Origin of the sequence: Pseudomonas wayambapalatensis, from assembly GCF_049942315.1 — a bacterium.
GTDB classification, from domain to species: Bacteria; Pseudomonadota; Gammaproteobacteria; order Pseudomonadales; family Pseudomonadaceae; genus Aquipseudomonas; species Aquipseudomonas wayambapalatensis.
Genome location: NZ_JBNFMU010000180.1, coordinates 18626 through 41681, shown reverse-complemented (window position 1 = coordinate 41681; position 23056 = coordinate 18626). Strand labels below are relative to the sequence as shown.

21 protein-coding genes are annotated in these 23056 nt (G+C 64.2%); 12 read left to right on the top strand and 9 right to left on the bottom strand.

Going from position 1 to position 23056, the window contains the following annotated elements; genetic code table 11:
* Positions 1 to 53 precede the first annotated feature (53 nt).
* On the top strand, positions 54 to 1274 hold the full coding sequence (locus ACPZMI_RS13100) for an MFS transporter (RefSeq protein WP_186720125.1): 1221 nt from the start codon (positions 54 to 56) through the stop codon (positions 1272 to 1274).
* Positions 1275 to 1289: 15 nt separating this feature from the next.
* Here ACPZMI_RS13100 and ACPZMI_RS13095 read toward each other — a convergent pair whose 3' ends face one another.
* Both ACPZMI_RS13095 and ACPZMI_RS13090 read right to left on the bottom strand, forming a co-directional pair.
* Positions 1290 to 1838 (bottom strand): serine acetyltransferase, encoded by a 549-nt coding sequence (locus ACPZMI_RS13095; RefSeq protein WP_426352378.1) that lies wholly within the window; start codon positions 1836 to 1838, stop codon positions 1290 to 1292.
* 21 nt (positions 1839 to 1859) lie between these two features.
* Positions 1860 to 2510, bottom strand: coding sequence for a glycosyltransferase family 25 protein (locus ACPZMI_RS13090; protein WP_288375750.1), 651 nt, complete (start codon positions 2508 to 2510; stop codon positions 1860 to 1862).
* Between the two features lie 210 nt (positions 2511 to 2720).
* On the opposite strand from ACPZMI_RS13090, the gene ACPZMI_RS13085 reads away from it, so the two are divergent.
* The 10 genes from ACPZMI_RS13085 (at position 2721) to ACPZMI_RS13040 (ending at position 13441) form a co-directional block, all read left to right on the top strand.
* Positions 2721 to 3182, top strand: a complete 462-nt coding sequence (locus ACPZMI_RS13085; RefSeq protein ID WP_186667529.1) for an Lrp/AsnC family transcriptional regulator — start codon at positions 2721 to 2723, stop codon at positions 3180 to 3182.
* 166 nt (positions 3183 to 3348) lie between these two features.
* Positions 3349 to 5031: a flavin monoamine oxidase family protein gene (locus tag ACPZMI_RS13080; protein WP_426352377.1), complete on the top strand. Its 1683-nt coding sequence runs from the start codon at positions 3349 to 3351 to the stop codon at positions 5029 to 5031.
* Positions 5032 to 5046: 15 nt separating this feature from the next.
* Positions 5047 to 5841 carry a carbon-nitrogen hydrolase family protein gene (locus ACPZMI_RS13075; RefSeq protein ID WP_426352376.1) on the top strand — a complete coding sequence of 265 codons (795 nt, stop codon included), beginning with the start codon at positions 5047 to 5049 and terminating at the stop codon, positions 5839 to 5841.
* Between the two features lie 91 nt (positions 5842 to 5932).
* Entirely contained in the window at positions 5933 to 8251 is a 2319-nt protein-coding gene (pqqF, locus tag ACPZMI_RS13070; protein WP_426352375.1) for a pyrroloquinoline quinone biosynthesis protein PqqF, read from the top strand.
* Positions 8252 to 8433: 182 nt separating this feature from the next.
* Complete coding sequence (gene pqqA, locus ACPZMI_RS13065; protein WP_081255326.1) at positions 8434 to 8511, top strand: pyrroloquinoline quinone precursor peptide PqqA; 78 nt, start codon at positions 8434 to 8436, stop codon at positions 8509 to 8511.
* Between the two features lie 72 nt (positions 8512 to 8583).
* Entirely contained in the window at positions 8584 to 9495 is a 912-nt protein-coding gene (pqqB, locus tag ACPZMI_RS13060; protein ID WP_186667525.1) for a pyrroloquinoline quinone biosynthesis protein PqqB, read from the top strand.
* 9 nt (positions 9496 to 9504) lie between these two features.
* Positions 9505 to 10260 carry a pyrroloquinoline-quinone synthase PqqC gene (pqqC, locus tag ACPZMI_RS13055; protein ID WP_186667524.1) on the top strand — a complete coding sequence of 252 codons (756 nt, stop codon included), beginning with the start codon at positions 9505 to 9507 and terminating at the stop codon, positions 10258 to 10260.
* A complete protein-coding gene (gene pqqD, locus ACPZMI_RS13050) occupies positions 10257 to 10532 on the top strand; it encodes a pyrroloquinoline quinone biosynthesis peptide chaperone PqqD (protein ID WP_054892198.1) in 276 nt (91 codons plus the stop codon). The genes pqqC and pqqD overlap by 4 nt, the downstream gene beginning before the upstream one ends.
* Positions 10504 to 11652, top strand: coding sequence for a pyrroloquinoline quinone biosynthesis protein PqqE (gene pqqE, locus ACPZMI_RS13045; protein WP_426352374.1), 1149 nt, complete (start codon positions 10504 to 10506; stop codon positions 11650 to 11652). The genes pqqD and pqqE overlap by 29 nt, the downstream gene beginning before the upstream one ends.
* Complete coding sequence (locus ACPZMI_RS13040; RefSeq protein WP_426352373.1) at positions 11633 to 13441, top strand: S9 family peptidase; 1809 nt, start codon at positions 11633 to 11635, stop codon at positions 13439 to 13441. The genes pqqE and ACPZMI_RS13040 overlap by 20 nt, the downstream gene beginning before the upstream one ends.
* Positions 13442 to 13468: 27 nt before the next feature.
* Here ACPZMI_RS13040 and ACPZMI_RS13035 read toward each other — a convergent pair whose 3' ends face one another.
* Together ACPZMI_RS13035 and ACPZMI_RS13030 are read right to left on the bottom strand one after the other, a co-directional pair.
* Positions 13469 to 13627 (bottom strand): YqaE/Pmp3 family membrane protein, encoded by a 159-nt coding sequence (locus ACPZMI_RS13035; protein WP_003177654.1) that lies wholly within the window; start codon positions 13625 to 13627, stop codon positions 13469 to 13471.
* 152 nt (positions 13628 to 13779) lie between these two features.
* Positions 13780 to 15057, bottom strand: coding sequence for an aspartate aminotransferase family protein (locus ACPZMI_RS13030; protein WP_426352372.1), 1278 nt, complete (start codon positions 15055 to 15057; stop codon positions 13780 to 13782).
* 209 nt (positions 15058 to 15266) lie between these two features.
* Here ACPZMI_RS13030 and ACPZMI_RS13025 point away from each other — a divergent pair, with 209 nt between their 5' ends.
* Entirely contained in the window at positions 15267 to 16193 is a 927-nt protein-coding gene (locus tag ACPZMI_RS13025) for a LysR family transcriptional regulator (RefSeq protein WP_186709385.1), read from the top strand.
* A 264-nt stretch (positions 16194 to 16457) separates the two neighbouring features.
* Here the strand turns inward: ACPZMI_RS13025 and ACPZMI_RS13020 are convergent, their stop codons facing one another.
* From ACPZMI_RS13020 to bioD, 5 genes are all read right to left on the bottom strand, one after another.
* On the bottom strand, positions 16458 to 18227 hold the full coding sequence (locus ACPZMI_RS13020; protein WP_186667519.1) for an acyl-CoA dehydrogenase C-terminal domain-containing protein: 1770 nt from the start codon (positions 18225 to 18227) through the stop codon (positions 16458 to 16460).
* Between the two features lie 122 nt (positions 18228 to 18349).
* On the bottom strand, positions 18350 to 19633 hold the full coding sequence (locus ACPZMI_RS13015) for a GGDEF domain-containing protein (protein WP_426352371.1): 1284 nt from the start codon (positions 19631 to 19633) through the stop codon (positions 18350 to 18352).
* Positions 19634 to 19837: 204 nt separating this feature from the next.
* Entirely contained in the window at positions 19838 to 21643 is a 1806-nt protein-coding gene (locus ACPZMI_RS13010) for a phenylacyl-CoA dehydrogenase (RefSeq protein ID WP_186667517.1), read from the bottom strand.
* Between the two features lie 292 nt (positions 21644 to 21935).
* Positions 21936 to 22232 carry a pyrroloquinoline quinone biosynthesis protein PqqE gene (locus ACPZMI_RS13005; RefSeq protein ID WP_186667516.1) on the bottom strand — a complete coding sequence of 99 codons (297 nt, stop codon included), beginning with the start codon at positions 22230 to 22232 and terminating at the stop codon, positions 21936 to 21938.
* A gap of 142 nt (positions 22233 to 22374) precedes the next feature.
* A complete protein-coding gene (gene bioD, locus ACPZMI_RS13000) occupies positions 22375 to 23055 on the bottom strand; it encodes a dethiobiotin synthase (RefSeq protein WP_426352370.1) in 681 nt (226 codons plus the stop codon).
* Between the last annotated feature and the right edge of the window lies 1 nt (position 23056).

The following is a 23056-nucleotide window of genomic DNA, read 5'->3' as shown; positions in this document are numbered from 1 at the left end:
GAAACAGGTTCATCGTCTGCAAAAGCTAACTCTTAGCCTTTGCGAGAGCAACCATGAGCGATACCTTACCCAAAAGCACGCGCGAACGCCGCAACGGTCTGTCTCGCGCCGCGTCCCTGTGGTTGCTGGGGGCGATTCTGATCGCCTTCTCGGCTGCGGCCAGCGCGCCGACACCACTCTATGCCCTCTACCGCGAAACCTGGGGCTTCTCGCCGGCCTTGCTGAGCGTGGTGTTCAGCATCTACGCGGGCGGTTTGCTGCTGACGCTGCTGGTCTGCGGCTCGCTGTCCGATCACATCGGCCGGCGCCCGGTGATCGCGGCGGCCTTGGCGCTGGAGGTATTGGCCATGGCGGTATTCCTGCGGGCAGAATCGGTCGAGGCGCTGATCGTCGCGCGCCTGCTGCAGGGCTGCGCCACAGGGCTTGCCACCAGTGTGCTCGGCGCGGCGTTGCTGGACTTCGACCGTGAGCGCGGGCCGCTGCTCAATAGCGTGACGCCGATGCTGGGCCTGGCCCTTGGCGCCTTGGGCAGTAGTGCGTTGATGCAGTTTTCCGGCGAGCCGCTGCACCGGGTCTTCCTGGTCCTGTTGGGCGTCTTTGCACTGTTCGCGGTATTGCTGCCGCGCCTGCCGGAAAGCATCAGCCGTCAGCCCGGCGCCTGGGCCTCGCTGCGACCACGGGTACGAATTCCACCGCAGGCCCGGCGCGCCTTCTGGCGGATCGCTCCGCTGAATGCGAGCCTCTGGGCACTGGGCGGCTTCTACCTGTCGCTGGGGCCGACCCTGGCGCGCCAGGTCACGGGGCTGCAGGCACCGCTGGTCGGCGGCACCCTGGTTTTCCTGCTGACCAGCTGCGGCGCGCTGGGCATCTTCGCCCTGCGCAACAGCGAGGCCCAGGTGATCCTGCGCCGCGGCAGCCTGGCACTGGTCAGCGGCTTGCTGCTGACCCTGATCGGCGTGGACGGCGGCCTGGCCTGGCTGTTCTTCCTCGGCACCGCGGTCGCCGGCCTGGGCTTTGGTGGCGGGTTTCTCGGCGCCCTGCGCTCGGTCGTACCGCTGGCCCATGCTCACGAACGCGGCGGGCTGATGGCCGGGTTCTATGTGCTGAGTTACCTGGCCTTCAGCCTGCCGGCAGTGGCCGCCGGCATCGCCACCCAGCATGTCGGGCTGGTCGTGACCACCAATGCCTATGCCTGTGTGCTGCTGCTGGCGGCGGCCATGGTGCTTTTGTCGGGCAGTCGCAGCGATCGGTCGCCTGCAGCGTCGGTCGGCTGAGCGTCCCGGCAACGCTCAGCGCTGCAGCAGCGTCGCCTGCCGCGGGTTGTAGAACGTCGTGTCGGCGGGAATGTCGCGGGTGACCAGTGACATCGCACCAATCACCACGTTGTCGCCGATGCGCAGGCGGTCGGCGATGATGCAGCTGTTGGCGCCCAGGCTGACGTTATCGCCGATCTCCAACGCGTAGTGCTCCAGCCCCAAGGTCTTGATGCCTATGGTGCAGTTCTGGCGAATGAAGAAATTGCGCCCGATCCGTACATGCCGGGTAATGACAACGCCTGGCAGATGGGCGATGCGCAACCCCGGCGCAATCTGCGCGCCGATGTCGATGTCCACGGCATACTTCAGGTTGAGTCGCTGCTGCAGGCCCCGGGCATAGCGGCGCGCCAGCCCTCCCTTGCCATCCAGGTACTGCGCCAGACGGTAGCAAAACAGGAAGCGCAGCTTGTTATCCCTGCGCGACCGACGCAGGACATTACTCAGCAAACTGATCCACCGTCCCGGCTTCTTCTTATTGGAAACTTCCAGTCGCCAGCACTCGAGCAGATGTTCGAAGGTCAATGCCGGTTTCCCCCTGCGCTATCAAAAGCTCCAGCGTAACAAGGTTTTCCAGAAATACTTCAGCGGCGAACGCAGGTGACGCGCCCAGTTCTGCTGCCACTGCGCATCCTCATGCCGGGCGACACGCGCATCCTGGGAGGCGGCGGTGCTGATGCGGCGGAACAGCATCGGGTAGGCGCAGTGCTGCTTGATCCGTCGCTTGAACAGGCTGTCCAGTGTCCTGCCGTCGTAGGGCGCGGCCACCAGCACTCGACAGCCTTCCTGGGAAAGAATGTAGGCATGCGGCGCACTGACCCGGCCACGGGCGATGAACGGAAACCAGGTCAGCCAGGTGCGGCCCATGGTGTAGCCCAGGTGCAGGCTCTCGAACGGGCGGGTGGCGATGAAGCGGTTGATCCAGTTGATCGACGCGGCGCACCAGTCGTAGGCCTTGGCATCGTCCTCGAAAATCAGGATGCGTTGCCAGCCCTGCTCCAGGGCCATCAGCGCCAAGGCGCGATGGGACTCGTAGTGGGCCCGGATCGGGTTGACGTCCTTGTCCCTCAGGTGGAAGACCAGCGGATTGCCAATCCTGCTGCCCACTTCTCGCATGAAACGCTCGCGGCTGTCTTGCCGATCGCGCAAGGAAACACAGAACGCCGCATCGACGTCGAACTTGAACAGGCTGGACACGTGGCACCTACCGCTAGGCAGAGAGGATTTCTGGCGCCAATTCCATAGCGCGAATGATTATCAAATACCAAGTGGCGCATCATAATACGCGCCCGCTTTGAGACAGAAGTGAAATCGATTAAATCATTTTGCCATCATCGTGCGAACGGCTCACCTTGCCGCCCGAGCCCAGGTCTGGCTAGGCTAGCGCACCCATTGCAGAGATTTGTCATGCCGGACTCCCGCGCCATCGCCCTCGACGAAATCGATCGCCAGCTCATCGCCCTGCTGCAGATCAACGCCCGCGAAAGCGTCGCCACTCTCGCACGCCATCTGGGCATCGCCCGCACCACCGTCACCTCGCGGCTGACGCGCCTGGAGAAACACAAGGTGATCACCGGCTACGGCGTCCGCCTGGGCCAGCGCCTGGCCGGGGGTGGTCTGCAGGCCTATGTCGGCATCACGGTGCAGCCACGCTCGGGACGCGAGGTGGTGCGCCGCCTGTCGGCAATGGGGCAGGTACAGCAACTGTGTGCGGTGAGTGGCGAGTTCGACTACGTCGCCTGGCTGCTCAGCGACTCTCCGGAACAACTCGACCAATTGCTCGACCAGATCGGCAGCCTGGAAGGCGTGGAAAAGACCACCACCTCGATCATCCTGAGCAGCAAGGTGGATCGCGGGCAGCCTGGATAGAGGTATCGCCACAATGCAAACTCTTATCGTCATATCGACATAATCCCCTGCAGATCGACGCCACTATTGCTCTTAATTACGAGCGCCCCGCTTCATAAAATGACCACCAGGCATTTCCTATACTCAGGCTCCGCCCTCAGCGCAGCCGCTCTGGCAAGGTCATCAGATGAACAAGAAAAACCGCCACCCCGTCGAGGGCAAACCGCCGGTCACCATCTTCGGTCCTGATTTTCCCTTCGCCTTCGACGACTGGCTGGAGCATCCCGCAGGCCTTGGCAGCATCCCCCCTGAACGGCATGGCGAAGAAGTGGCGATCGTCGGTGCCGGTATCGCCGGGCTGGTGGCGGCCTACGAACTGATGAAGCTGGGCCTCAAGCCCGTCGTCTACGAGGCCTCGAAGCTCGGCGGGCGCCTGCGCTCGCAGGCCTTCAACGGCACCGACGGTATCGTCGCCGAACTGGGCGGCATGCGCTTCCCGGTGTCGTCCACCGCCTTCTACCACTATGTCGACAAGCTCGGCCTGGAAACGAAACCCTTTCCCAACCCGCTGACCCCGGCCTCGGGCAGCACGGTGATCGACCTCGAAGGCCAGACCTACTACGCCGAGAAGGCCGCCGACCTGCCGGCGCTGTTCCATGAGGTGGCCGAAGCCTGGGCCGACGCGCTGGAAGACGGCGCACGCTTCGGCGAGATCCAGCAGGCCATCCGCGAGCGCGACGTGCCGCGCCTGAAAGCTCTGTGGGACACCCTGGTGCCGCTGTGGGACGACCGCACCTTCTACGATTTCGTCGCCACCTCCAAAGCCTTCGCCAAGCTGAGCTTCCAACACCGGGAAGTGTTCGGCCAGGTCGGTTTCGGCACCGGCGGCTGGGATTCGGACTTCCCCAACTCGATGCTGGAAATCTTCCGTGTGGTCATGACCAACTGCGACGATCACCAGCACCTGGTGGTCGGAGGCGTGGAGCAAGTGCCGCAGGGCATCTGGCGGCATGTGCCGGACAGCACTGCGCATTGGCAGGCCGGCACCAGCCTCAGCTCGCTGCATGGCGGCGCGCCGCGGGCGGGGGTCAAGCGCATCGCCCGCGCCAGCGATGGCCGTCTGGCGGTTACCGACAACTATGGCGACACCCGCCACTACGCCGCCGTGCTCACCACCTGCCAGAGCTGGCTGCTGACCACCCAGATCGACTGCGAAGAGTCGCTGTTCTCGCAGAAGATGTGGATGGCCCTGGACCGCACCCGCTACATGCAGTCCTCGAAGACCTTCGTCATGGTCGACCGCCCGTTCTGGAAGGACAAGGACCCGCAGACCGGCCGCGACCTGCTGAGCATGACCCTCACCGATCGCCTGACCCGCGGCACCTACCTGTTCGACAACGGTGACGACAAGCCGGGAGTGATCTGCCTGTCGTACGCATGGATGAGCGATGCGCTGAAGATGCTGCCGCACCCGACCGAGAAACGCGTGCAGCTGGCCCTGGATGCGCTGAAGAAGATCTACCCGAAAACCGACATCGCCGGGCACATCATCGGCGACCCGATCACCATCTCCTGGGAAGCCGACCCCTACTTCCTTGGCGCCTTCAAAGGCGCGCTGCCAGGTCACTACCGCTACAACCAGCGCATGTACGCGCACTTCATGCAACAGGACCTGCCCCCCGAGCAGCGCGGCATCTTCATTGCTGGCGATGACGTGTCCTGGACCCCGGCCTGGGTCGAAGGCGCGGTGCAGACGTCGCTGAATGCGGTGTGGGGTATCATGAACCACTTCGGCGGCAAGACCCACGCGGACAACCCCGGGCCGGGCGACGTGTTCCACGAGATCGGCCCGATCGCCCTGCCTGACTGACACGAGGAGGCGCCCATGCGCATCGCCCTGTTCCAGGGCACGCCCAGGCCACTGGACGTGCCCGGCAATCTCGAACGCCTGCAGCAGCAGGCGCAACTGGCCGCAGCGCGTGGCGCGCAACTGCTGGTGTGCCCGGAGATGTACCTCAGCGGCTACAACATCGGCGCCGACGCGGTGCAGCGCCTGGCCGAACCCGAAGACGGACCGTCGGCCATGGCGGTGGTGGAGATTGCCCAGGCGCAGCGCATCGCCATCGTCTATGGCTACCCGGAGCGGGCCGAGGACGGCTCGATTCACAACAGCGTGCAACTGATCGACGCCCACGGCCGCAGCCTGTGCAACTACCGCAAGACCCACCTGTACGGCGAGCTGGACCGCTCGATGTTCAGCCCCGGTGCCAACCATTTTCCGGTGGTCGAGCTCGATGGCTGGAAGCTGGGGCTGCTGATCTGCTACGACATCGAGTTCCCCGAGAACGCCCGGCGCCTGGCACTCGAAGGCGCCGAGCTGATCCTGGTGCCGACCGCGAACATGACGCCCTACGACTTCGTCTGCCAGGTGACCGTGCGCTCGCGGGCGCAGGAGAACCAGTGCTATCTGGTATACGCCAACTACTGCGGGTCTGAAGGTGAAATCCAGTATTGCGGGCAGAGCAGCATCATCGGCCCGGACGGCAGCCTGCTGGCCATGGCCGGACGCGAGGAATGCCAGTTGCTGGCCGACATTGAGCGTGAGCGGGTGGTGAAGGGGCGCGAGGCGTTTCCGTATCTTGCCGACCTGCGGCGGGATCTTCACCGCGCACAGGATTGACGCCGACGGGCAAGGAGCGGCTTCACTGGCGAAATGGGCACCGTGGCAGATGGCACCGGCCGGGCCAGCGCAAATGCGCTAGCATCCCTCCATGACCGACGCTATCAACACACTCACCCTGCCCAACGGCCTGCGCCTGACCCTGCGCCACGCCCCGCGCCTCAAGCGCGCCGCCGCAGCCTTGAGGGTACATGCCGGCAGCCATGACGCCCCGCCAAGGTGGCCGGGCATTGCGCATTTCCTTGAGCACCTGGTGTTCCTCGGCACCGCGCGCTTCCCGCTGGAAGATGGCCTGATGCGCCATGTCCAGGCGTTCGGCGGCCAGGTCAATGCCAGTACCCGCGAACGCACTACCGACTTCTTCTTCGAAGTGCCTCCGGCGGCCCTGGGATCTGCGCTGGAGCGCCTGTGCCAGATGCTCGCCGAGCCGGACCTGAGCCTTGCACGCCAGCACCGCGAGCGTGAAGTGATCCATGCCGAGTTCATCGCCTGGTCACGCAATACCGAGGCGCAGCGCCAGTTCAGGCTGCTGCAATGCGTATCGCCACACCATCCCCTGAGCGGGTTCCACGCAGGCAACCGGTACAGCCTGGCGCTGCAGGACCCTGCTTTCCAGCGCGCGCTGGGCGACTTCCATGCCCGCTTCTATCGCGGTGGGCAGATCCATCTGAGCCTTTGCGGCCCGCAATCGCTGATGCAGCTCGAAGCCCTGGGCCGACAATTCGGTGGCCTGTTCAGCATGGGCGCAATGCAGGCGCAAACGCCTCCCGTCCCTCTGCTCGATACCCCCTTGATCGAGCCTGAAGCCTCCACTGGCTGTCTTGACCTGCTGTTCGCCCATGAGCACCTTCCTCCAGGCGCCGAGCAGGCCCTCGACCTGCTGCAGGCCTGCCTGAGCGACAGCCGCCCGGGTGGCTGGCTCGATGCCCTGCGTCAACGCGGCTGGCTACAGGAGGTTCACAGCGACTCGCTGTACGCCTTTGCCGGTCAATTGCTCTGGCACATTCGCCTGCAACTGCAACCTGACGCCCCGCCAGCCGAGGTCCGCGCACTGCTGCACGGCTGGCTCGGCGCGTTGCGCCGCTCGGACACGGCAGCGCTCAACAGCGAATTCGAGCGCCTGCAACACAGCCGCAAGCAAGCAGCCAGCGCACTCGAGCTCGCCCGCCGGGACAGTGCCGGGCGCCCGTTCGAAGCACTGGATGCCCGGGCGCTGGAAGCCTTCCAGGCATTACTCGATGATCTGCCGAACGGCGATCAGGGCCAATGGCAGCAACCGCGCGAGGAGCCTCTGCTGATGGCCGACCTCCCTGTTGGCGGCGCGGCGCTGCCGGAGGACCTGACCGTCAGCGAGATCCTGCCGATCGAGCGAGGCTTCGCAACGCTCTATCTACGCTGGCAGATCGCCTCGCCGCTGCGCGAGCGCTTTCATGCGGTGCTGTCACAGGCGTTGCAACCACTGCTCGAACGCGCCCGCCGCGCCTCGCTGCAGCTGGACTTCACCCTCGTTGGCGAGCACTGGCAACTGCGCTGTGCGGGCATGCCAGGCGCGGTGATCCGCACCCTCGAGCTGGCCCTGGAACACCTGCGCCATCCTCCACCACACTTGCTGCGCACACCTGCGCCCGCCGAACCGCCGCACATCCCGATCAGGGCACTGCTCAAGGTGCTGCCCGATCACCTGCGCCCGGCAGCCGTACAGCCACAACCAGCCTGCTTGCTGGATCTGGCGGTGCTTGAGCAGATCTGGGCCAGCGCCCCTCGACACGGGCTCGCCATCGGCTTCGATGGCGCGGCGCAAGCAGCACTCGGCGCGGTGCTGGCAGGTGCACCGGGGGTGCAGGGAACGCCCCCGCCGGCCTCTCTGTTGTTACCGAACCGGCGCTGGGTGCAGCACTCCACGGGCGGCAGTGAGCATGCATTGCTGCTGTTCTGCCCGCTTCCTACCCACGATGAAGGCGCAGGTCGGGTACTGGCGCAGGCGCTGCAAGGCCCGGTCTACCAACGCCTGCGGGTCGAACTGCAACTGGGCTATGCCGTGTTCAGCGCCTTTCGTCTGATAGAAGGCCAGGGCGGCCTGCTGTTCGGCGTGCAATCGCCACAGACCACGCCCGGCCAGATTCTCGAGCACCTGCTGAGCCTGCTGGCCGACGGCGTCACGTTCGATCCCACGGCCCGGCAGGCCCTGGCCGCGCAGTTCGAGGAGCCGGCGATGGCCAATGGCGAAGTCGCCGAATGGGCCTGGCAGACATATCTGGCTACAGAGCCGACAGACCTTGCCCGGCTGCGCAGGTCTATTCTCAGGACAGACCAGCCAATACTGGACCATTTGCTGAAACGCCTTCTGGACGCCGACCACGGCTGGCTGTGCCTGGCCACCAGCGCTGCGCCGGATGCGCGCTTCGAGTAAATACCCCCTGTGCGAGGCGAGGATTGTTACCTGTACTGCAAGGGCGCTTTTCGAAGAATTAACCTTTCGGTACAAATTTTTCTTGTAAGATAGCGCAATCTCAGCCAATGGAACCTCCTGACTCAGGCGGCACCAAAGTAGATAGCTGACATCCACCCACACCATCCGGAAGGAGTTCGACCATGACCACCTGGACCAAACCCGCTTACACCGACCTGCGCATCGGCTTCGAAGTCACCATGTACTTCGCCAGCCGCTAAGCAGCGCTGCAGTGCAACGCCTCGGCCCGCCGGGGCGTTTTCGTTTCATGGACCCGCGGCAAGAGAGTAGCCATGTTCATCCAGATTCTCGGTTCCGCCGCCGGTGGCGGTTTCCCGCAGTGGAACTGCAACTGCGTCAACTGCAAGGGCTTTCGCGATGGCAGCCTGCGCGCGACGGCACGCACCCAGTCGTCCATTGCCCTGTCCGACGACGGTGAGCACTGGATCCTGTGCAATGCCTCGCCCGATATCCGCGCCCAGCTCCAGGCCTTTGCGCCGATGCAGCCGGCACGCGCCCTGCGCGACACCGGCATCGACGCGATCGTCCTGCTCGACAGCCAGATAGACCACACCACCGGCCTGCTCAGCCTGCGCGAAGGCTGCCCGCACCAGGTCTGGTGCACCGACATGGTCCACCAGGACCTGAGCACCGGCTTCCCGCTGTTCACCATGCTCAGTCACTGGAACGGTGGCCTGCAGTGGAACCGCATCGAGCTGCAAGGCAGCTTCGTCATCCCCGCCTGCCCGAACCTGCGATTCACCCCATTCCCCCTGCGCAGCGCAGCGCCACCCTACTCGCCGCACCGTTTCGACCCGCACCCGGGCGACAACCTTGGCCTGCTGGTCGAGGACCTGCGTACTGGCGGCAAGCTGTTCTACGCACCGGGGCTGGGTCAGGTCGACGACAAGCTGCTGCAGATGATGCATGGCGCCGACTGCCTGCTGGTCGACGGCACCCTGTGGGAAGACGATGAAATGCAGCGCCGCGGCGTCGGCACCCGCACCGGCCGCGAGATGGGTCACCTGGCCCAGAACGGCCCCGGTGGCATGCTGGAGGTGCTCGACGCCTTCCCACGCCAGCGCAAGGTGCTTATCCACATCAACAACACCAACCCAATCCTCGACGAAGACTCCCCGGAGCGCGCCGAAGTCCAGCGCCGTGGCGTGGAAGTCGCCTACGATGGCATGAGCATCGAGTTGTAAGGAGGCCTGATGAGCGACGCACTGCCGATGTCCCCTGCCGAGTTCGAGCAGGCCCTGCGCGCCAAGGGCGCCTACTACCACATCCATCACCCCTACCATGTGGCGATGTACCAGGGCCGCGCGACCCGCGAGCAGATCCAGGGCTGGGTGGCCAACCGCTTCTACTACCAAGTGAACATCCCCATGAAGGATGCCGCGATCCTGGCCAATTGCCCGGACCGCGAAGTACGCCGCGAGTGGATCCAGCGCCTGCTCGACCACGACGGCGCCCCGGGCGAGGACGGCGGCATCGAGGCCTGGCTGCGCCTCGGCCAGGCGGTGGGCCTGGACCCGGACCAACTGCGCTCGCAGGAACTGGTGCTGCCCGGCGTGCGCTTCGCCGTCGACGCCTATGTCAACTTCGCCCGCCGCGCCTCCTGGCAAGAAGCGGCCAGCAGCTCGCTGACCGAGCTGTTCGCCCCGCAGATCCACCAGTCGCGCCTGGACAGCTGGCCGCAGCACTACCCCTGGATCGACCCGGCCGGCTACGAGTACTTCCGAACCCGCCTGGGCCAGGCCCGACGCGATGTAGAGCACGGCCTGGCGATCACCCTGCAGCACTACACCACGCGCGAAGGGCAGGAGCGTATGCTGGAAATCCTGCAGTTCAAGCTGGATATCCTCTGGAGCATGCTCGATGCCATGAGCATGGCCTATGAACTGAACCGCCCGCCCTATCACAGCGTCACAAGCGAACGGGTCTGGCACAAGGGGATCGCACTATGAGTCTCGACCGCACACTGGTGCCGAACTGGCGCACCGGCTACCGCTTCCAGTACGAACCCGCGCAGAAGGGTCACGTGCTGCTGTACCCCGAAGGCATGATCAAGCTCAACGACAGTGCCGGCCTGATCGGTGGACTGGTCGACGGCCAACGCGATGTCGCGGCGATCATCGCCGAGCTCGAACAGCAATTCCCCGGTATCCCGGAAGTGGCCGAGGATATCGAGCAGTTCATGGAGGTGGCCCGTGCCGAACACTGGATCACCCTCGCCTGAGGTGCCGGTCGGCCTGCCGTTGTGGCTGCTCGCCGAGCTGACCTACCGCTGCCCACTGCAGTGCCCGTACTGCTCCAACCCGCTGGACTTCGCCGCCCAGGGCAAGGAGCTGAGTACCGAGCAGTGGTTCAGGGTGATGGCCCAGGCCCGTGAAATGGGCGCGGCGCAGATCGGCTTTTCCGGCGGCGAGCCGCTGGTGCGCCAGGACCTCGCCGAACTGATCGGCGAGGCCCGGCGCCTGGGTTACTACACCAACCTGATCACCTCCGGCATCGGCCTCACCGAGCAGAAGATCGCGGCCTTCAAGCAGGCCGGCCTGGACCATATCCAGATCAGCTTCCAGGCCAGCGACGAGCAGGTGAACAACCTGCTGGCCGGTTCGAAGAAAGCCTTCGCACAGAAGCTGGAAATGGCGCGCGCAGTGAAGGCCCACGGTTATCCGATGGTGCTGAACTTCGTCACCCACCGGCACAACATCGACCGGATCGACCGCATCATCGAGCTGTGCATCGCTCTCGAAGCCGACTTCGTCGAACTTGCCACCTGCCAGTTCTATGGCTGGGCGCACCTCAATCGCCTGGGCTTGCTGCCGACCCGCGAGCAGCTCGAGCGTGCCGAGCGCATCACCAACCAGTACCGCGATCGTCTGAAAGCCGACGGCAACCCGTGCAAGCTGATCTTCGTCACGCCCGACTACTACGAAGAACGCCCCAAGGCCTGCATGAACGGCTGGGGCAGCCTGTTCCTGACCATCACCCCCGACGGCACCGCCCTGCCCTGTCATGGCGCGCGCCAGTTGCCGGTGCAGTTTCCCAACGTGCGCGACCATGACCTGCGGCATATCTGGTACGACTCGTTCGGCTTCAATCGCTTTCGCGGTTATGACTGGATGCCCGAACCCTGCCGTTCGTGCGACGAGAAGGAAAAGGATTTCGGCGGCTGCCGCTGCCAGGCCTTCATGCTCACCGGCGATGCCAGCAAGGCCGACCCGGTGTGCGCCAAGTCGCCGGATCACGGCATCATTCTCAAGGCCCGCGAGGAGGCGCAGACCGCCCAGATGAACATCGAACAGATGACCTTCCGCAACGAGCGCAACTCCCGTGTCATCGCCCGCGGCTGAGTTCAGCGCCACCCAGGCAGTGGCGGCTGGCACCGACTTCGCTGAACTCAAGGTCGGCGACCAGGGGCTGTTCTGGAACGAATTCCGCCCCGCCGATGGCGCCTGCCGTATCTGGCACTGGCGCCAGCAGCAGGCCCATTGCCTGACACCGGATGGTTTCAGCGCGCGCAGCCGAGTCTATGAATACGGCGGCGGCAGCTTTTGCTTGAGCCCGGATGCCGTACTCTTCGTCAACGAGAAAGACCAGCAGGTCTATCGCCAGGCGCTGGACGGCTCGCAGCCACAGGGGCTGACCGCAGCACCTGACTGTCGCTATGGCGACCTGCAGTGGCATGAGGGCCAGGTACTGGCGGTCGAAGAGCATCATGCCGAGCGCGTCGAGCATCGGCTGGTGGCGCTGGCCGCCGGAACGCGCCAGGTGCTGGCCGAGGGCGCCGACTTCTACGCCTCGCCCACCTTGAGCGCCGATGGCCAACGCCTGGCATGGATCGAGTGGGATCGCCCGGCACAGCCCTGGACGGTCACCCGCCTGATGCTCCGCGAACGACAAGGCGATGGGCTCTGGGGGGCGGCACAATGTGTGGCCGGCCAGGACGAGTCGCTGCAGCAACCACGCTTCGACGCTGACGGCAGGCTGTACTGCCTGTCCGATCGCAACGGTTTCTGGCAACCCTGGGGCGAGGTCGGCGGTCGTTGGCAGGCACTGCCCGCCGAGGCCGCCGACCACGCTGCCGCGCCCTGGCAGCTGGGCGCCTGCACCTGGCTACCCTTGGGGCCGCAGCGCTACCTCGCCACCCGCTTCGAAAACGGCTTCGGGACCTTGGCGATACACGGCGAAGACAACCGTATGCAGGCCTTCGCCAAGGACTACACACGGTTTCGCAGCCTGGCGATGGACGCGCAATACCTCTACGCCATCGCAGCTTCCCCCACACGCCCGCCTGCAATCCTCGCCATCGAACGCGACGGCCAGCGCAGCCGGGTCCTGGCGGGAGGCAGCCAGGTGCTGCCGGACACGCGCATCAGTTGCCCGCTACCCATCAGCTACCCCAGTGGCGAGGCCCTGGCCCATGGTTTCTTCTACCCAGCCATGGACAGCCAGCACAAACCCCCACTGGTGGTGTTCATCCACGGAGGCCCGACCTCGGCCTGCTACCCGGTGCTCGACGCACGCATCCAGTACTGGACCCAGCGCGGTTTCGCCGTCGCCGACCTCAACTACCGGGGCAGCAGCGGCTATGGCCGTGCCTATCGCCAGGCATTGCACCTGCGCTGGGGCGAGATCGACGTGCAGGACGCCTGCGCCGCCGTTGCATTTCTCGCCGGGCAAGGTTTGATCGACCCGGACAAGGCGTTCATTCGCGGCGGCAGTGCCGGCGGCTACACCACGCTATGCGCCTTGGCCTTCCACGACGTATTCCGCGCGGGCGCCAGCCTTTATGGCGTCAGCGACCCCATCGCGTTGGGCAAGGCGACTCACAAGTTCGAAGGCGATTACCTGGAGTGGCTGATCGGCGACCCGCAGCAAGATGCCGAGCGCTACCGGCAGCGCACGCCGCTACTGCATGCTGAGCGGATCAAGGCGCCGGTGATCTTCTTCCAGGGCGAACTGGATGCCGTGGTAGTGCCGGAACAGACCCGCAGCATGCTGGAAGCACTGAAAGCCAATGGCATCAAGGCCGTGGGGCATTTCTATGCCGAAGAGCGTCATGGTTTTCGCAAGGCACAGAACCTTGCCCATGCGCTGGAGGAGGAATGGCGATTCTATTGCCAGGTGCTGGAGCGCTGAGGGGGCCGCGCACGGCCCCACCATGGCCTAGCGTTTGGCGATGATGTACACCGCATGCACGATCCCTGGAATGTAGCCCAGCAGAGTCAGCAGGATGTTCAACCAGAACGCGCCGCCGAAGCCAACCTGCAGGAACACGCCCAAAGGCGGCAGAAGAATAGCGATGATGATACGAATGAAGTCCATGTGATGCTCTCCTGGAGGGTTCTCAACACAGACTAGTGCGCTTCGTCAGAGGTTCCACACTGATATCACGCTCAAAAAAAACGCCCCGGGCCAAATACAGCTGGCCAAGGGCGATGCGCAGGAACGCGAGACGGTTCTTTGAAATTCGGTGGTCAGGCCGTCGCTTCGCGGCGAACCTGTTGGCGGGAATGCACACGGGCGAAGGCGCGGGACAGCCGCAGCAGCATCTCGTCGATATTGCCCCGGCTCACGGTCAGCGCTGGCGAGAAGCGCACCACATCCGCTTGCGCGGCATTGAGCAGCAGGCCTTCTTGCAGTGCTGCCTCGACCAGTTCCTGAGCCAGCGCTTCACGCAGCTGCAACGCCCATAACAGCCCCAGGCCCCGCACCTCGCCCTGCCCGTAGCGCCCCGCCAGACGGCTGAGACCCTCGCGCAGGTGTCGGCCGCTGTCCTGCACCTGCTCGAGAAAACCCGGCGCCAGCACGGTATCCAGCACAGCCAGGCCCGCCGCGCTCATCAGGGCGTTGCCGTGGTGGCTGCCCTCGAGCTCGCCCGGCGCGGCGCAGCAGGCCGTACCGCGGGCCAACAGGGCCGCCAGCGGCACCCCACCGCCCAGGCCCTTGCCCAAGGTGAGGATGTCGGCGCGCACGCCGTAGGTCTGTTCGGCCAGCAGCGCGCCACAACGGCCGATACCGGTCTGCACTTCGTCGAGAATCAACAGGATGCCCAGCTCGCGGCAAAGCTTTTCGACACCCTGCAGGTATTCACGTGTTGCCGGAATCACGCCGGCCTCGCCCTGGATCGGCTCGAGCATGATCGCCACGGTGCGCGAGTCGACCTCGGCATGCAGGGCGGCCAGGTCGTTGAACGGCACCTTGCTGAAACCGGGCAATCCCGGTTCGCAGCGGTTGCACGGCAGCGGGTCGGACGCCGACAGCGCGCCAAGGCTGCGGCCATGGCAGGCCTGGCTGGCCGTGATGATGTGATAGGCGCCGCCGCGATGCAGCTGGCCCCATTTGCGCGCAAGCTTGATTGCGCCCTCGCAAGCCTCGGCGCCACTGTTGAGCAGGTACGCCTGGTCGCTGCCGGTGCTTTGGCACAAGCGCCCGGCCAACGCCAGCAGCGCCGAGCTGTGAAAGCCCGCGCCCGGATTGATCAGGGCCTGGGCCTGGCTGCCGAGGGCCCTGGCCAGCACTTCCGGGCTGTGCCCGAGGCTGTTGACCGCGCAGCCCTGGGTGAAGTCCAGGTACGCATGCCCTTGGTCGTCCCACAACCACGAACCCTGACCACGCACGAACACCTGAGGTGCGCGCTCGCGGCCGGGCATCAGCCACTCGCGGGACAGTTGCGAGGGCGCCGCCTCCTGCGTCGTGCTCTGCACGGGCTCGACAACGACCGCAGCCGAACGACGCAGCTTGAACAGGTTCATGATGACTCCAGGGCAATCACGGGGACGGCAAGGCGCCCCGGTCTTCGCCTGAGGTCGGATATTTTGCCTTGCCTATCAAAAGTGTTTCTCATCCGGGGTAACAATGAACCGGACTGATCGCTTCAGCCCTCCGGAATACGGCGATAGACTAGGCGTACCGGCGCTTCGCGGCCATTTCGTTTTTCCAGCTTTTTCGATAAGTATTTCTTATGGATTTTCGTCAACTGCGTTATTTCGTCGCGGTCTATGAAGAAGGCCATGTGGGCCGGGCTGCCGAGCGCCTGTCACTGTCGCAACCGGCACTGTCGCAACAGATCCGCCAGCTTGAGCACAGCCTTGACCTGAACCTGTTCGAACGCAGCAACAAGCGCTTGCTGCCAACCCTCGCCGCGCACACTCTCTACAACCATGCGCTGCCCCTGCTCGACGGGCTGCAGCGCGCCCAGGAAGCCATGCAGGGGTTCAAGGGCCAGTCCTTGCGCACCCTGGCCATCGGCGTACTGCAGACCGTACGCCCGAGCCTGGTGCCGCGGCTGCTGGAGAAACTGCGCAAGGCCCAGCCACACCTGGTCGTGCAGATCTACGAGTTGTCGGGGCTGGAAATCGAGCGGCGGCTGCTCAACGGCAGCCTGGATATCGGTATCAGCTACCTGCCGCCACGTCAGCCAGGGCTGCATGGGCTGTTGTTGTACGAAGATGAACTGCAGCTTGTCATCCCCAATACGCATCCACTGAAAGACTTCAAGAAGGTCTCGATCAGACAAGCCGCCGAATTACCGCTGCTGATGCTGGGGGAGGAATTCCAGATCCGGCAGATCTGGAAGGCGCAACTGGCCAATCTCGGGCGCAGGCCGCAGGTGCAGGCAGAGATGAACAACATGGGCGGGATTCTCGACAGCCTGGCCAATACCGCCCTGGCGACCATCCTTCCGGGGCGTGCCAAGGAAGCGGCCGAAGACGATCAGGCACTGCTGTGGAAACCCCTGAGCGAGCCACGGGTTCCGCTCAAGGTGGGCCTGGTATTTCGCGATGCCCAACGCCAGCAGGCGTCGGTGGAATTGCTGCGCACCCTGCTGGAGGAGGAGAGCGATGCTCGCCAGGTGGGCGTCCCGGCGCTGGACGGCCGCAACGGGTAAAAACGCCAGACAAAGAAAACCCCGCCGAGGCGGGGTTCTCCAGACTGTTTCCCTGACATCCTTATCGTCCCACCATCCTGGCGGGAAATCCTACGTGTCCCTGTTCTGTCCTTTGCGCTTCCTGCGCTCCGTCCATGTAAGAAAGATTAACCGTGGATCCAATCTTAGGAAAGAGGAGAAAAGTCACCACGTGATGTAGGAAAAAGCTTACAAAGCCGAGGTTTTCAGAACGTCCTGTTCGCACGCGTAAACCCCGGCCCTCGATCAGAATTGCGCGGCATCCAGCAAGTACAACGACTCGCTGCCCGCCTTCACCGAAGCCACCAACGAATCCAGCCTTGGCAGCAGGCGGGCGAAGTAGAAGCGCGCCGTCCCAAGCTTCGCGCCATAGAAGGCCTCGTCGCCCTCACCTACCTGCGCAGCACGGGCCATCAGTGCCCACATGTAGCCATAGGCCACGTAGCCGAACGCATGCAGGTACTCGACCGAGGCGGCACCAATTTCGTTGGGGTTGCCTTTGGCCCGCTCCAGCACCCATTCGGTCAAGCCGTCGAGCTGATCCAGCGCAGTACCCAGCGGCTGGCTGAACTCGACGTCGGTGGTGCGGATGAACTCGCGGATCTCGTCCGCGAACAGACGGTAGTAAGCGCCACCGCTGGCCACCACCTTGCGCCCCATCAGGTCCAGGGCCTGGATGCCGTTGGTGCCTTCGTAGATCTGCGTGATGCGCACATCGCGCACCAACTGCTCCTGGCCCCATTCGCGGATGTAGCCGTGTCCACCGAACACCTGCTGGCCATGTACGGTGCATTCCAGGCCGAGGTCGGTGAGGAAGGCCTTGGCCACCGGCGTCAGCAAGGCCACCAGTTCCTCGCTGCGTTTGCGGGTAGCGGCGTCTTCGCTGAACTTGGCGCTGTCCAGTTGCATCGCGACATAGGTGGAAAACGCCCGACCGCCTTCGGTCAGCGCTTTCATGGTAAGCAGCATGCGACGCACGTCGGGGTGGACGATGATCGGGTCGGCGACCTTGTCCTTGGCTTGCGGGCCCGTCGGCGCACGGCTCTGCAAGCGGTCGCGGGCGTATTCGACGGCATTCTGGTAGGAGCGCTCGGCCGACGCCAGGCCCTGGATACCGACACCCAGGCGCTCGTAGTTCATCATGGTGAACATCGCCGCCAGGCCTTTGTTCGGCTCACCGACGATATAGCCGACCGCCTCGTCGAAGTTCATCACACAGGTGGCCGAAGCCTGGATGCCCATCTTGTGTTCGATCGAGCCACAGGTGGCCGGGTTGCGCGCACCCAGGCTGCCGTCGTCGTTGACAAGGAACTTGGGCACCAGGAACAGCGAGATGCCTTTCGGACCGGCCGGCGCATCCGGCAGCTTGGCCAGCACCAGATGGATGATGTTTTCGGTCAGGTCGTGCTCGCCACCGGTGATGAAGATCTTGGTGCCGCTGACCTTGTAGCTGCCGTCAGCCTGCGGCTCGGCCTTGGTGCGGATGATGCCCAGGTCGGTGCCGGCATGGGGCTCGGTCAGGCACATGGAGCCGGCCCAGACGCCGGCGTACATGTTCGGCAGATACTTTTCCTTCAACGCTTCGCTGGCGTGGGCGTTGATCGACAGGCAGGCACCTGCGGTGAGCATCGGATACAGCCCGAACGACAGGCTCGAGGCGTTGACCATTTCCTCGACCTGGGCCGAGATGGCCTTGGGCATGCCCATGCCACCAAACAGCGGATCCCCGCCGACACCGACCCAGCCGCCTTCGGCGTAGGTCTGGTAAGCCTCGATGAACCCGGCCGGGGTGCGGACCGCGCCGTTGTCCCAGTGACAGCCTTCTTCATCAGCGGCGCGGCTCAGCGGCGCGATGCTCTTGCTGGTGACCTTGCCGGCCTCTTCCAGCACGGCCAGGGCGGTCTCGGCATCGACGACGTCCGCCAGGCCCGGCAGTTGAGCCCAGAGTTCGGAAACCTTGAAGACTTCATTGAGTACGAAGCGCATATCGCGCAGGGGCGCTTTATAGTCGGCCATGACAACCTCTCGTTAGCAGAGTCGGGGCGGCCACCAGGGGCCGCGCACTGGGTTGAGGCCAGTGTAACCGAACAACTTTTACGAGACATAGGGTCATCACTCGACCATATAGTCCGATATGGTCACGCCGTGCGAACCGCCCCGCGCCGCGCGGTCTGCCCCGACAGCATCACACAGTTGCGCCCTGCAGCCTTGGCGCTGTAGAGCGCCTGGTCGGCGGACTTGAGCACCTCTTCCGGGTTGCGGTGCTCCGGCAGGCGCTCGGCGACGCCGATACTGATGGTCACCGACACCGTGTTGCCTGCCGACCCTGCCCGTCGCTGGCGCCCGGTGGAATCATCCTGCGGGCGGTTGTTCTGGTCGCGCAACTGGATGGCATAGTTGGCGATCATCTCGCGCACCGCCTCCAGGTGCGGCAGGCATTCTTCGGCAGTCTGGCCGGCGAACACCAGGGCGAACTCCTCACCGCCATAGCGATAGGCACGCCCACCCCCGGTCACCTTGGACAGTCGACTGGCGACCAGGCGCAGCACTTGGTCGCCAACGTCGTGGCCATGGGTGTCGTTGAATTTCTTGAAGTGATCCACGTCGGCCATGGCGATCACATAGTTGCGGCCCAGGCGCTGCATGCGTTCGTTCAGCGCGCGGCGGCCAGGAAGCCCGGTCAGCTCATCGCGAAACGCCATCTGGTAGGCCTCGTGGGAGACCGCTGCGGCGATCATCAGCATCACCTGGCTGCACATGATGTTCAGGGTGAAGGGCAGGATGAACGTCTGCGGCAGCATCCAGAAGATCCCCACCAGGCCGGTGATCTGCGCGGCGTGCAATGGCCGGGGCTCGCGCAGGTACTGCACCACCAGCAGGATGAACACGCCCAGGAACAACGGGTAGGCCAACTGGATCAGGCTCATCCACTGCCCATGCAGCGACGGCCAGCGGATCTCTGCCAGCCACGTCAGCAGCGCCTGTGGGTAACTCTGCTCCAGCGCCAGGGTCACGCTGCCAACCGCGAACAGCACGGCGAAGCGAGCAAGCATGTCCTGGGCCAGGTGGGTGCGCTCCTGCCAGGCGCCGAACAGGCCGAACAGCGCAGGCAGCAACAGGCACACCAGGTGAAACACGACTGCAGCGTCTTCGCGGACCTGGCCGTGATCGCGGTAGTAATCGGTCTGGGTATCGAGCAGGAAGTAGGCGATGTACACCGTAACCATCAGGAACAGTTCGCGCTGGCGGCGATACACCGCACAGTAGGCACCGCCGAGCAGCAGCACCAGGGTAGGCAGCACGTTGAACAGGGACGTGAAGAACACGCTCAGGTCCCTGACGTAGGCCGCCGCAAGCCCCGACAGCAACAGCAGGATCGAAGGCAGGAAGTGGCTGGCGCGGACAGCGGATAGACGAAACAAGGGTAATCTCCGACCCGGCAGATCAATAATGGCATTGTGCCCTTACTTCATCGGCAGCGCACATGAATAGATGAATACAACAGAAGGGTTTAACGGCAGGCGGGTGGCGAGTCTTGAGGTTTTCTCGTTACCGGATGCAACTAGGGCGGGCAAAAAAAAACGCCTGCCGATAATGGCAGGCGTTTTTCCGTACAGCCTCAGGCGTCAGATCGACAGACCGAAGTCTTCTTCTTTCATCGCCATCAGGTTGTTGGCACCCGACAGGATGGCCGCCACATGCGTGCGGGTGCGCGGCAGGATGCGCTGGAAGTAGAAGCGCGCGGTCTGCAGCTTGGCAGTGTAGAACGCCTCTTCAGCGGTACCGGCCGCCAGCTTCTCGGCCGCCAGGCGGGCGATGTCGGCCCAGAAGTACGCCAGGCACGCGTAACCGGAGTACATCAGGTAGTCCACGGACGCGGCACCGACTTCCTCGCGGTCTTTCATGGCGGCCATGCCGATCTTCATGGTCAGCTCGCCCCATTCCTTGTTCAGCGCAGCCAGCGGCTCGACGAACTCCTTGGTGGCTTCGTTACCTTCCTGGCCCTGGCAGAACTTGTGGACGATCTTGGTGAAGCCCTTGAGCGCCTCGCCCTGGGTCATCAGCACCTTGCGGCCGAGCAGGTCGAGGGCCTGGATGCCGGTGGTGCCTTCGTACAGCATCGAGATACGGCTGTCGCGCACGTTCTGCTCCATGCCCCATTCGGCGATGAAACCGTGGCCACCGTAGATCTGCACGCCATGGTTGGCGGCCTCGAAACCGACTTCGGTCATGAACGCCTTGGCGATCGGGGTCAGGAAGGCCAGCAGTGCATCGGCCTTCTTGCGCTCTTCCTCGTCCTGGCTGTACTTGACGATGTCCACCTGTTTGGCGGTGAAGTAAACCATTGCGCGGTTGCCTTCGGCGAAGGCTTTCATGGTCAGCAGCATGCGGCGCACGTCCGGGTGGACGATGATCGGGTCAGCGGCCTTTTCCGGTGCTTTCGGGCCGGTCAGGGAACGCATCTGCAGACGGTCGCGGGCATACTTCAGGCCACCCTGGAAGGCCACTTCGGCGTGAGCCAGGCCTTGCAGTGCAGTGCCCAGGCGCGCGGTGTTCATGAAGGTGAACATGCAGTTCAGGCCTTTGTTGGCCGGGCCGATCAGGTAACCGGTGGCCGCGTCGAAGTTCATCACGCAGGTGGCGTTACCGTGGATGCCCATCTTGTGCTCGAGCGAGCCGCAGCTCACGCCGTTGCGCTCGCCTACACCGCCTTCGGCGTTCGGCAGGAACTTGGGCACGATGAACAGCGAAATGCCCTTGGTGCCGGCCGGAGCATCGGGCAGGCGCGCCAGCACGATGTGGACGATGTTGTCGGCCATGTCGTGCTCGCCGGCCGAGATGAAGATCTTGGTGCCGGATACCTTGTAGCTGCCATCGGCCTGCGGCTCGGCCTTGGTGCGCAGCATGCCCAGGTCGGTGCCGCAGTGCGGCTCGGTCAGGCACATGGTGCCGGTCCATTCGCCGGACACCAGCTTGGTCAGGTAGGTTTCCTGTTGCTCGGGGGTGCCGTGCTCGGAGATGGTGTTCATCGCGCCGTGCGACAGGCCTGGGTACATGCCCCAGGACCAGTTCGACTCGCCGACCATCTCGCTCAGGGTCAGGCCCAGCGACTCTGGCAGGCCCTGGCCGCCGTGCTCGACGTCATGGGCCAGGCTCGGCCAGCCACCTTCGACGAACTGCTTGTAGGCTTCCTTGAAGCCGGTCGGGGTCTTCACGCCCGACTCGCTCCAGGTGCAGCCTTCCAGGTCGCCGACACGGTTCAGCGGGGCCAGCACCTGCTCACAGAACTTGGCACCTTCCTCGAGGATCGCATCGACCATGTCCGGCGTAGCATCCTGGCAACCCGGCAGGCTCTGATAGTGCGCTTCATAGCCGAGCAGCTCGTCACGGACGAAGCGAATATCACGCAAGGGGGCTTTGTATTCAGGCATGGCGATGAACCTCTGGGCTGAGTTCGTTGGGGAGACCGCGGGTACCAACCAGCTCTTGGCGGCTTTCGGTCAAACAGTTGTTTGAAACTTACGTTTAGCTCAGGGCAATGTCAAGAAGGGACGATGGTGCCAATTCGGTCGCGAACGATGGCATTTATGCCAGCGCTTGATTCATCGGCCCAAAGCGCCTGTGGGAGCGGGTTTACCCGCGAATCAACCAGGCCACGCAATGGTGTCTGGTTTGTTCGCGGGTAAACCCGCTCCCACAGGTGCTTGGCCGACGGTTATGCAGTCAGGCGTAGGTGTCGATGAACCGACCGAGCATTTCGTCGGAGGCCTTGGCGACTTTCACGCCCAGTTCGACTTCATGCTTGCCCAGGGCGAGCTGCACAGTGCTGGTGGCCAGGTCTTGCTGCTGGCTGCGGTCTACACCACGCAGGCGCTCGGCCTGATAGCTGGTGGACTGGCTGGTGCCTGCGCGCTCGACGCCATTGCTGGCGATCTGGCCGGCGGCCTGGTCGACACGGTTCTGCCCGTTCTGGATGGCGCCGAGGCCTGCGTAGAAAGCAGAGCTGCCGGTGATTTCCATATCAGGACTCCACAAGACTGGGTGAAGGAAGAGGCCTCAATTAAAACAGCCCGGAAAGGAAATTACCCGTTTAAATCCTTAATAGCCCAGTGCCATCTAATAGAATCAGGGCATTTTTCGTAACCGGATGTTCACCGAGCGGTCAGTCAAGCAGGTCCAGATCCAGATGCTCGGCCACCGCCTCGGCTGCGGCAGGTTTCAGCCACGGCACCCGCCCCAGGCATGGCGCCGGCAGACGCTCGGCGAGGCTCGCCAGGTTCTCTTCTAGCCGCGAAGTCCGGGGATCGACGATATTGGCCACCCACCCCGCCAGTTGCAGCCCATCGCGGGCGATGGCCTCGGCACTGAGCAGCGCATGGTTGATGCAACCCAGGCGCACCCCCACCACCAGGATCACCGGCAGCTTCAAGGCAATCGCCAGGTCGGACAGGTTGGCATGATCGGACAAGGGCACCCGCCAGCCACCCGCACCCTCGATCAGGGTGAAGTCGGCGCCGTGCGCCAGTACTTGCTGCATGGCGTCACGCAGCGTCGGCACGCTCAGTGCCACACCGGCTTCGCGTGCAGCCACATGCGGGGCGATGGCCGGTTCGAAAGCGAAGGGATTGACCTGCTCATAAGGCAGCTTGATCGAGCTTTCGTCGATCAGCGCCAGCGCATCACTGTTGCGCAGCCCCTTGGGGCTGACCGTGCATCCGGACGCCACAGGCTTGGCAGCCAGTGTGCTGCGCCCAAGGTTACGTGCTGCACGCAGCAGCCCGGCGGCGATGGTGGTCTTGCCGACATCGGTGTCGGTACCGGCGATGAAATAGGCCTGGCTCATG

Excerpts from the sequence above, each read along its gene's own strand:
- ACPZMI_RS13100 (WP_186720125.1), top strand. The coding sequence starts at position 54 with ATGAGCGATACCTTACCCAAAAGCACGCGCGAACGCCGCAACGGTCTG.
- ACPZMI_RS13085 (WP_186667529.1), top strand. The coding sequence starts at position 2,721 with ATGCCGGACTCCCGCGCCATCGCCCTCGACGAAATCGATCGCCAGCTC.
- ACPZMI_RS13080 (WP_426352377.1), top strand. The coding sequence starts at position 3,349 with ATGAACAAGAAAAACCGCCACCCCGTCGAGGGCAAACCGCCGGTCACC.
- ACPZMI_RS13075 (WP_426352376.1), top strand. The coding sequence starts at position 5,047 with ATGCGCATCGCCCTGTTCCAGGGCACGCCCAGGCCACTGGACGTGCCC.
- pqqF (WP_426352375.1), top strand. The coding sequence starts at position 5,933 with ATGACCGACGCTATCAACACACTCACCCTGCCCAACGGCCTGCGCCTG.
- pqqA (WP_081255326.1), top strand. The coding sequence starts at position 8,434 with ATGACCACCTGGACCAAACCCGCTTACACCGACCTGCGCATCGGCTTC.
- pqqB (WP_186667525.1), top strand. The coding sequence starts at position 8,584 with ATGTTCATCCAGATTCTCGGTTCCGCCGCCGGTGGCGGTTTCCCGCAG.
- pqqC (WP_186667524.1), top strand. The coding sequence starts at position 9,505 with ATGAGCGACGCACTGCCGATGTCCCCTGCCGAGTTCGAGCAGGCCCTG.
- pqqD (WP_054892198.1), top strand. The coding sequence starts at position 10,257 with ATGAGTCTCGACCGCACACTGGTGCCGAACTGGCGCACCGGCTACCGC.
- ACPZMI_RS13035 (WP_003177654.1), bottom strand. The coding sequence starts at position 13,627 with ATGGACTTCATTCGTATCATCATCGCTATTCTTCTGCCGCCTTTGGGC.
- ACPZMI_RS13030 (WP_426352372.1), bottom strand. The coding sequence starts at position 15,057 with ATGAACCTGTTCAAGCTGCGTCGTTCGGCTGCGGTCGTTGTCGAGCCC.
- ACPZMI_RS13025 (WP_186709385.1), top strand. The coding sequence starts at position 15,267 with ATGGATTTTCGTCAACTGCGTTATTTCGTCGCGGTCTATGAAGAAGGC.
- ACPZMI_RS13020 (WP_186667519.1), bottom strand. The coding sequence starts at position 18,227 with ATGGCCGACTATAAAGCGCCCCTGCGCGATATGCGCTTCGTACTCAAT.
- ACPZMI_RS13010 (WP_186667517.1), bottom strand. The coding sequence starts at position 21,643 with ATGCCTGAATACAAAGCCCCCTTGCGTGATATTCGCTTCGTCCGTGAC.
- ACPZMI_RS13005 (WP_186667516.1), bottom strand. The coding sequence starts at position 22,232 with ATGGAAATCACCGGCAGCTCTGCTTTCTACGCAGGCCTCGGCGCCATC.
- bioD (WP_426352370.1), bottom strand. The coding sequence starts at position 23,055 with ATGAGCCAGGCCTATTTCATCGCCGGTACCGACACCGATGTCGGCAAG.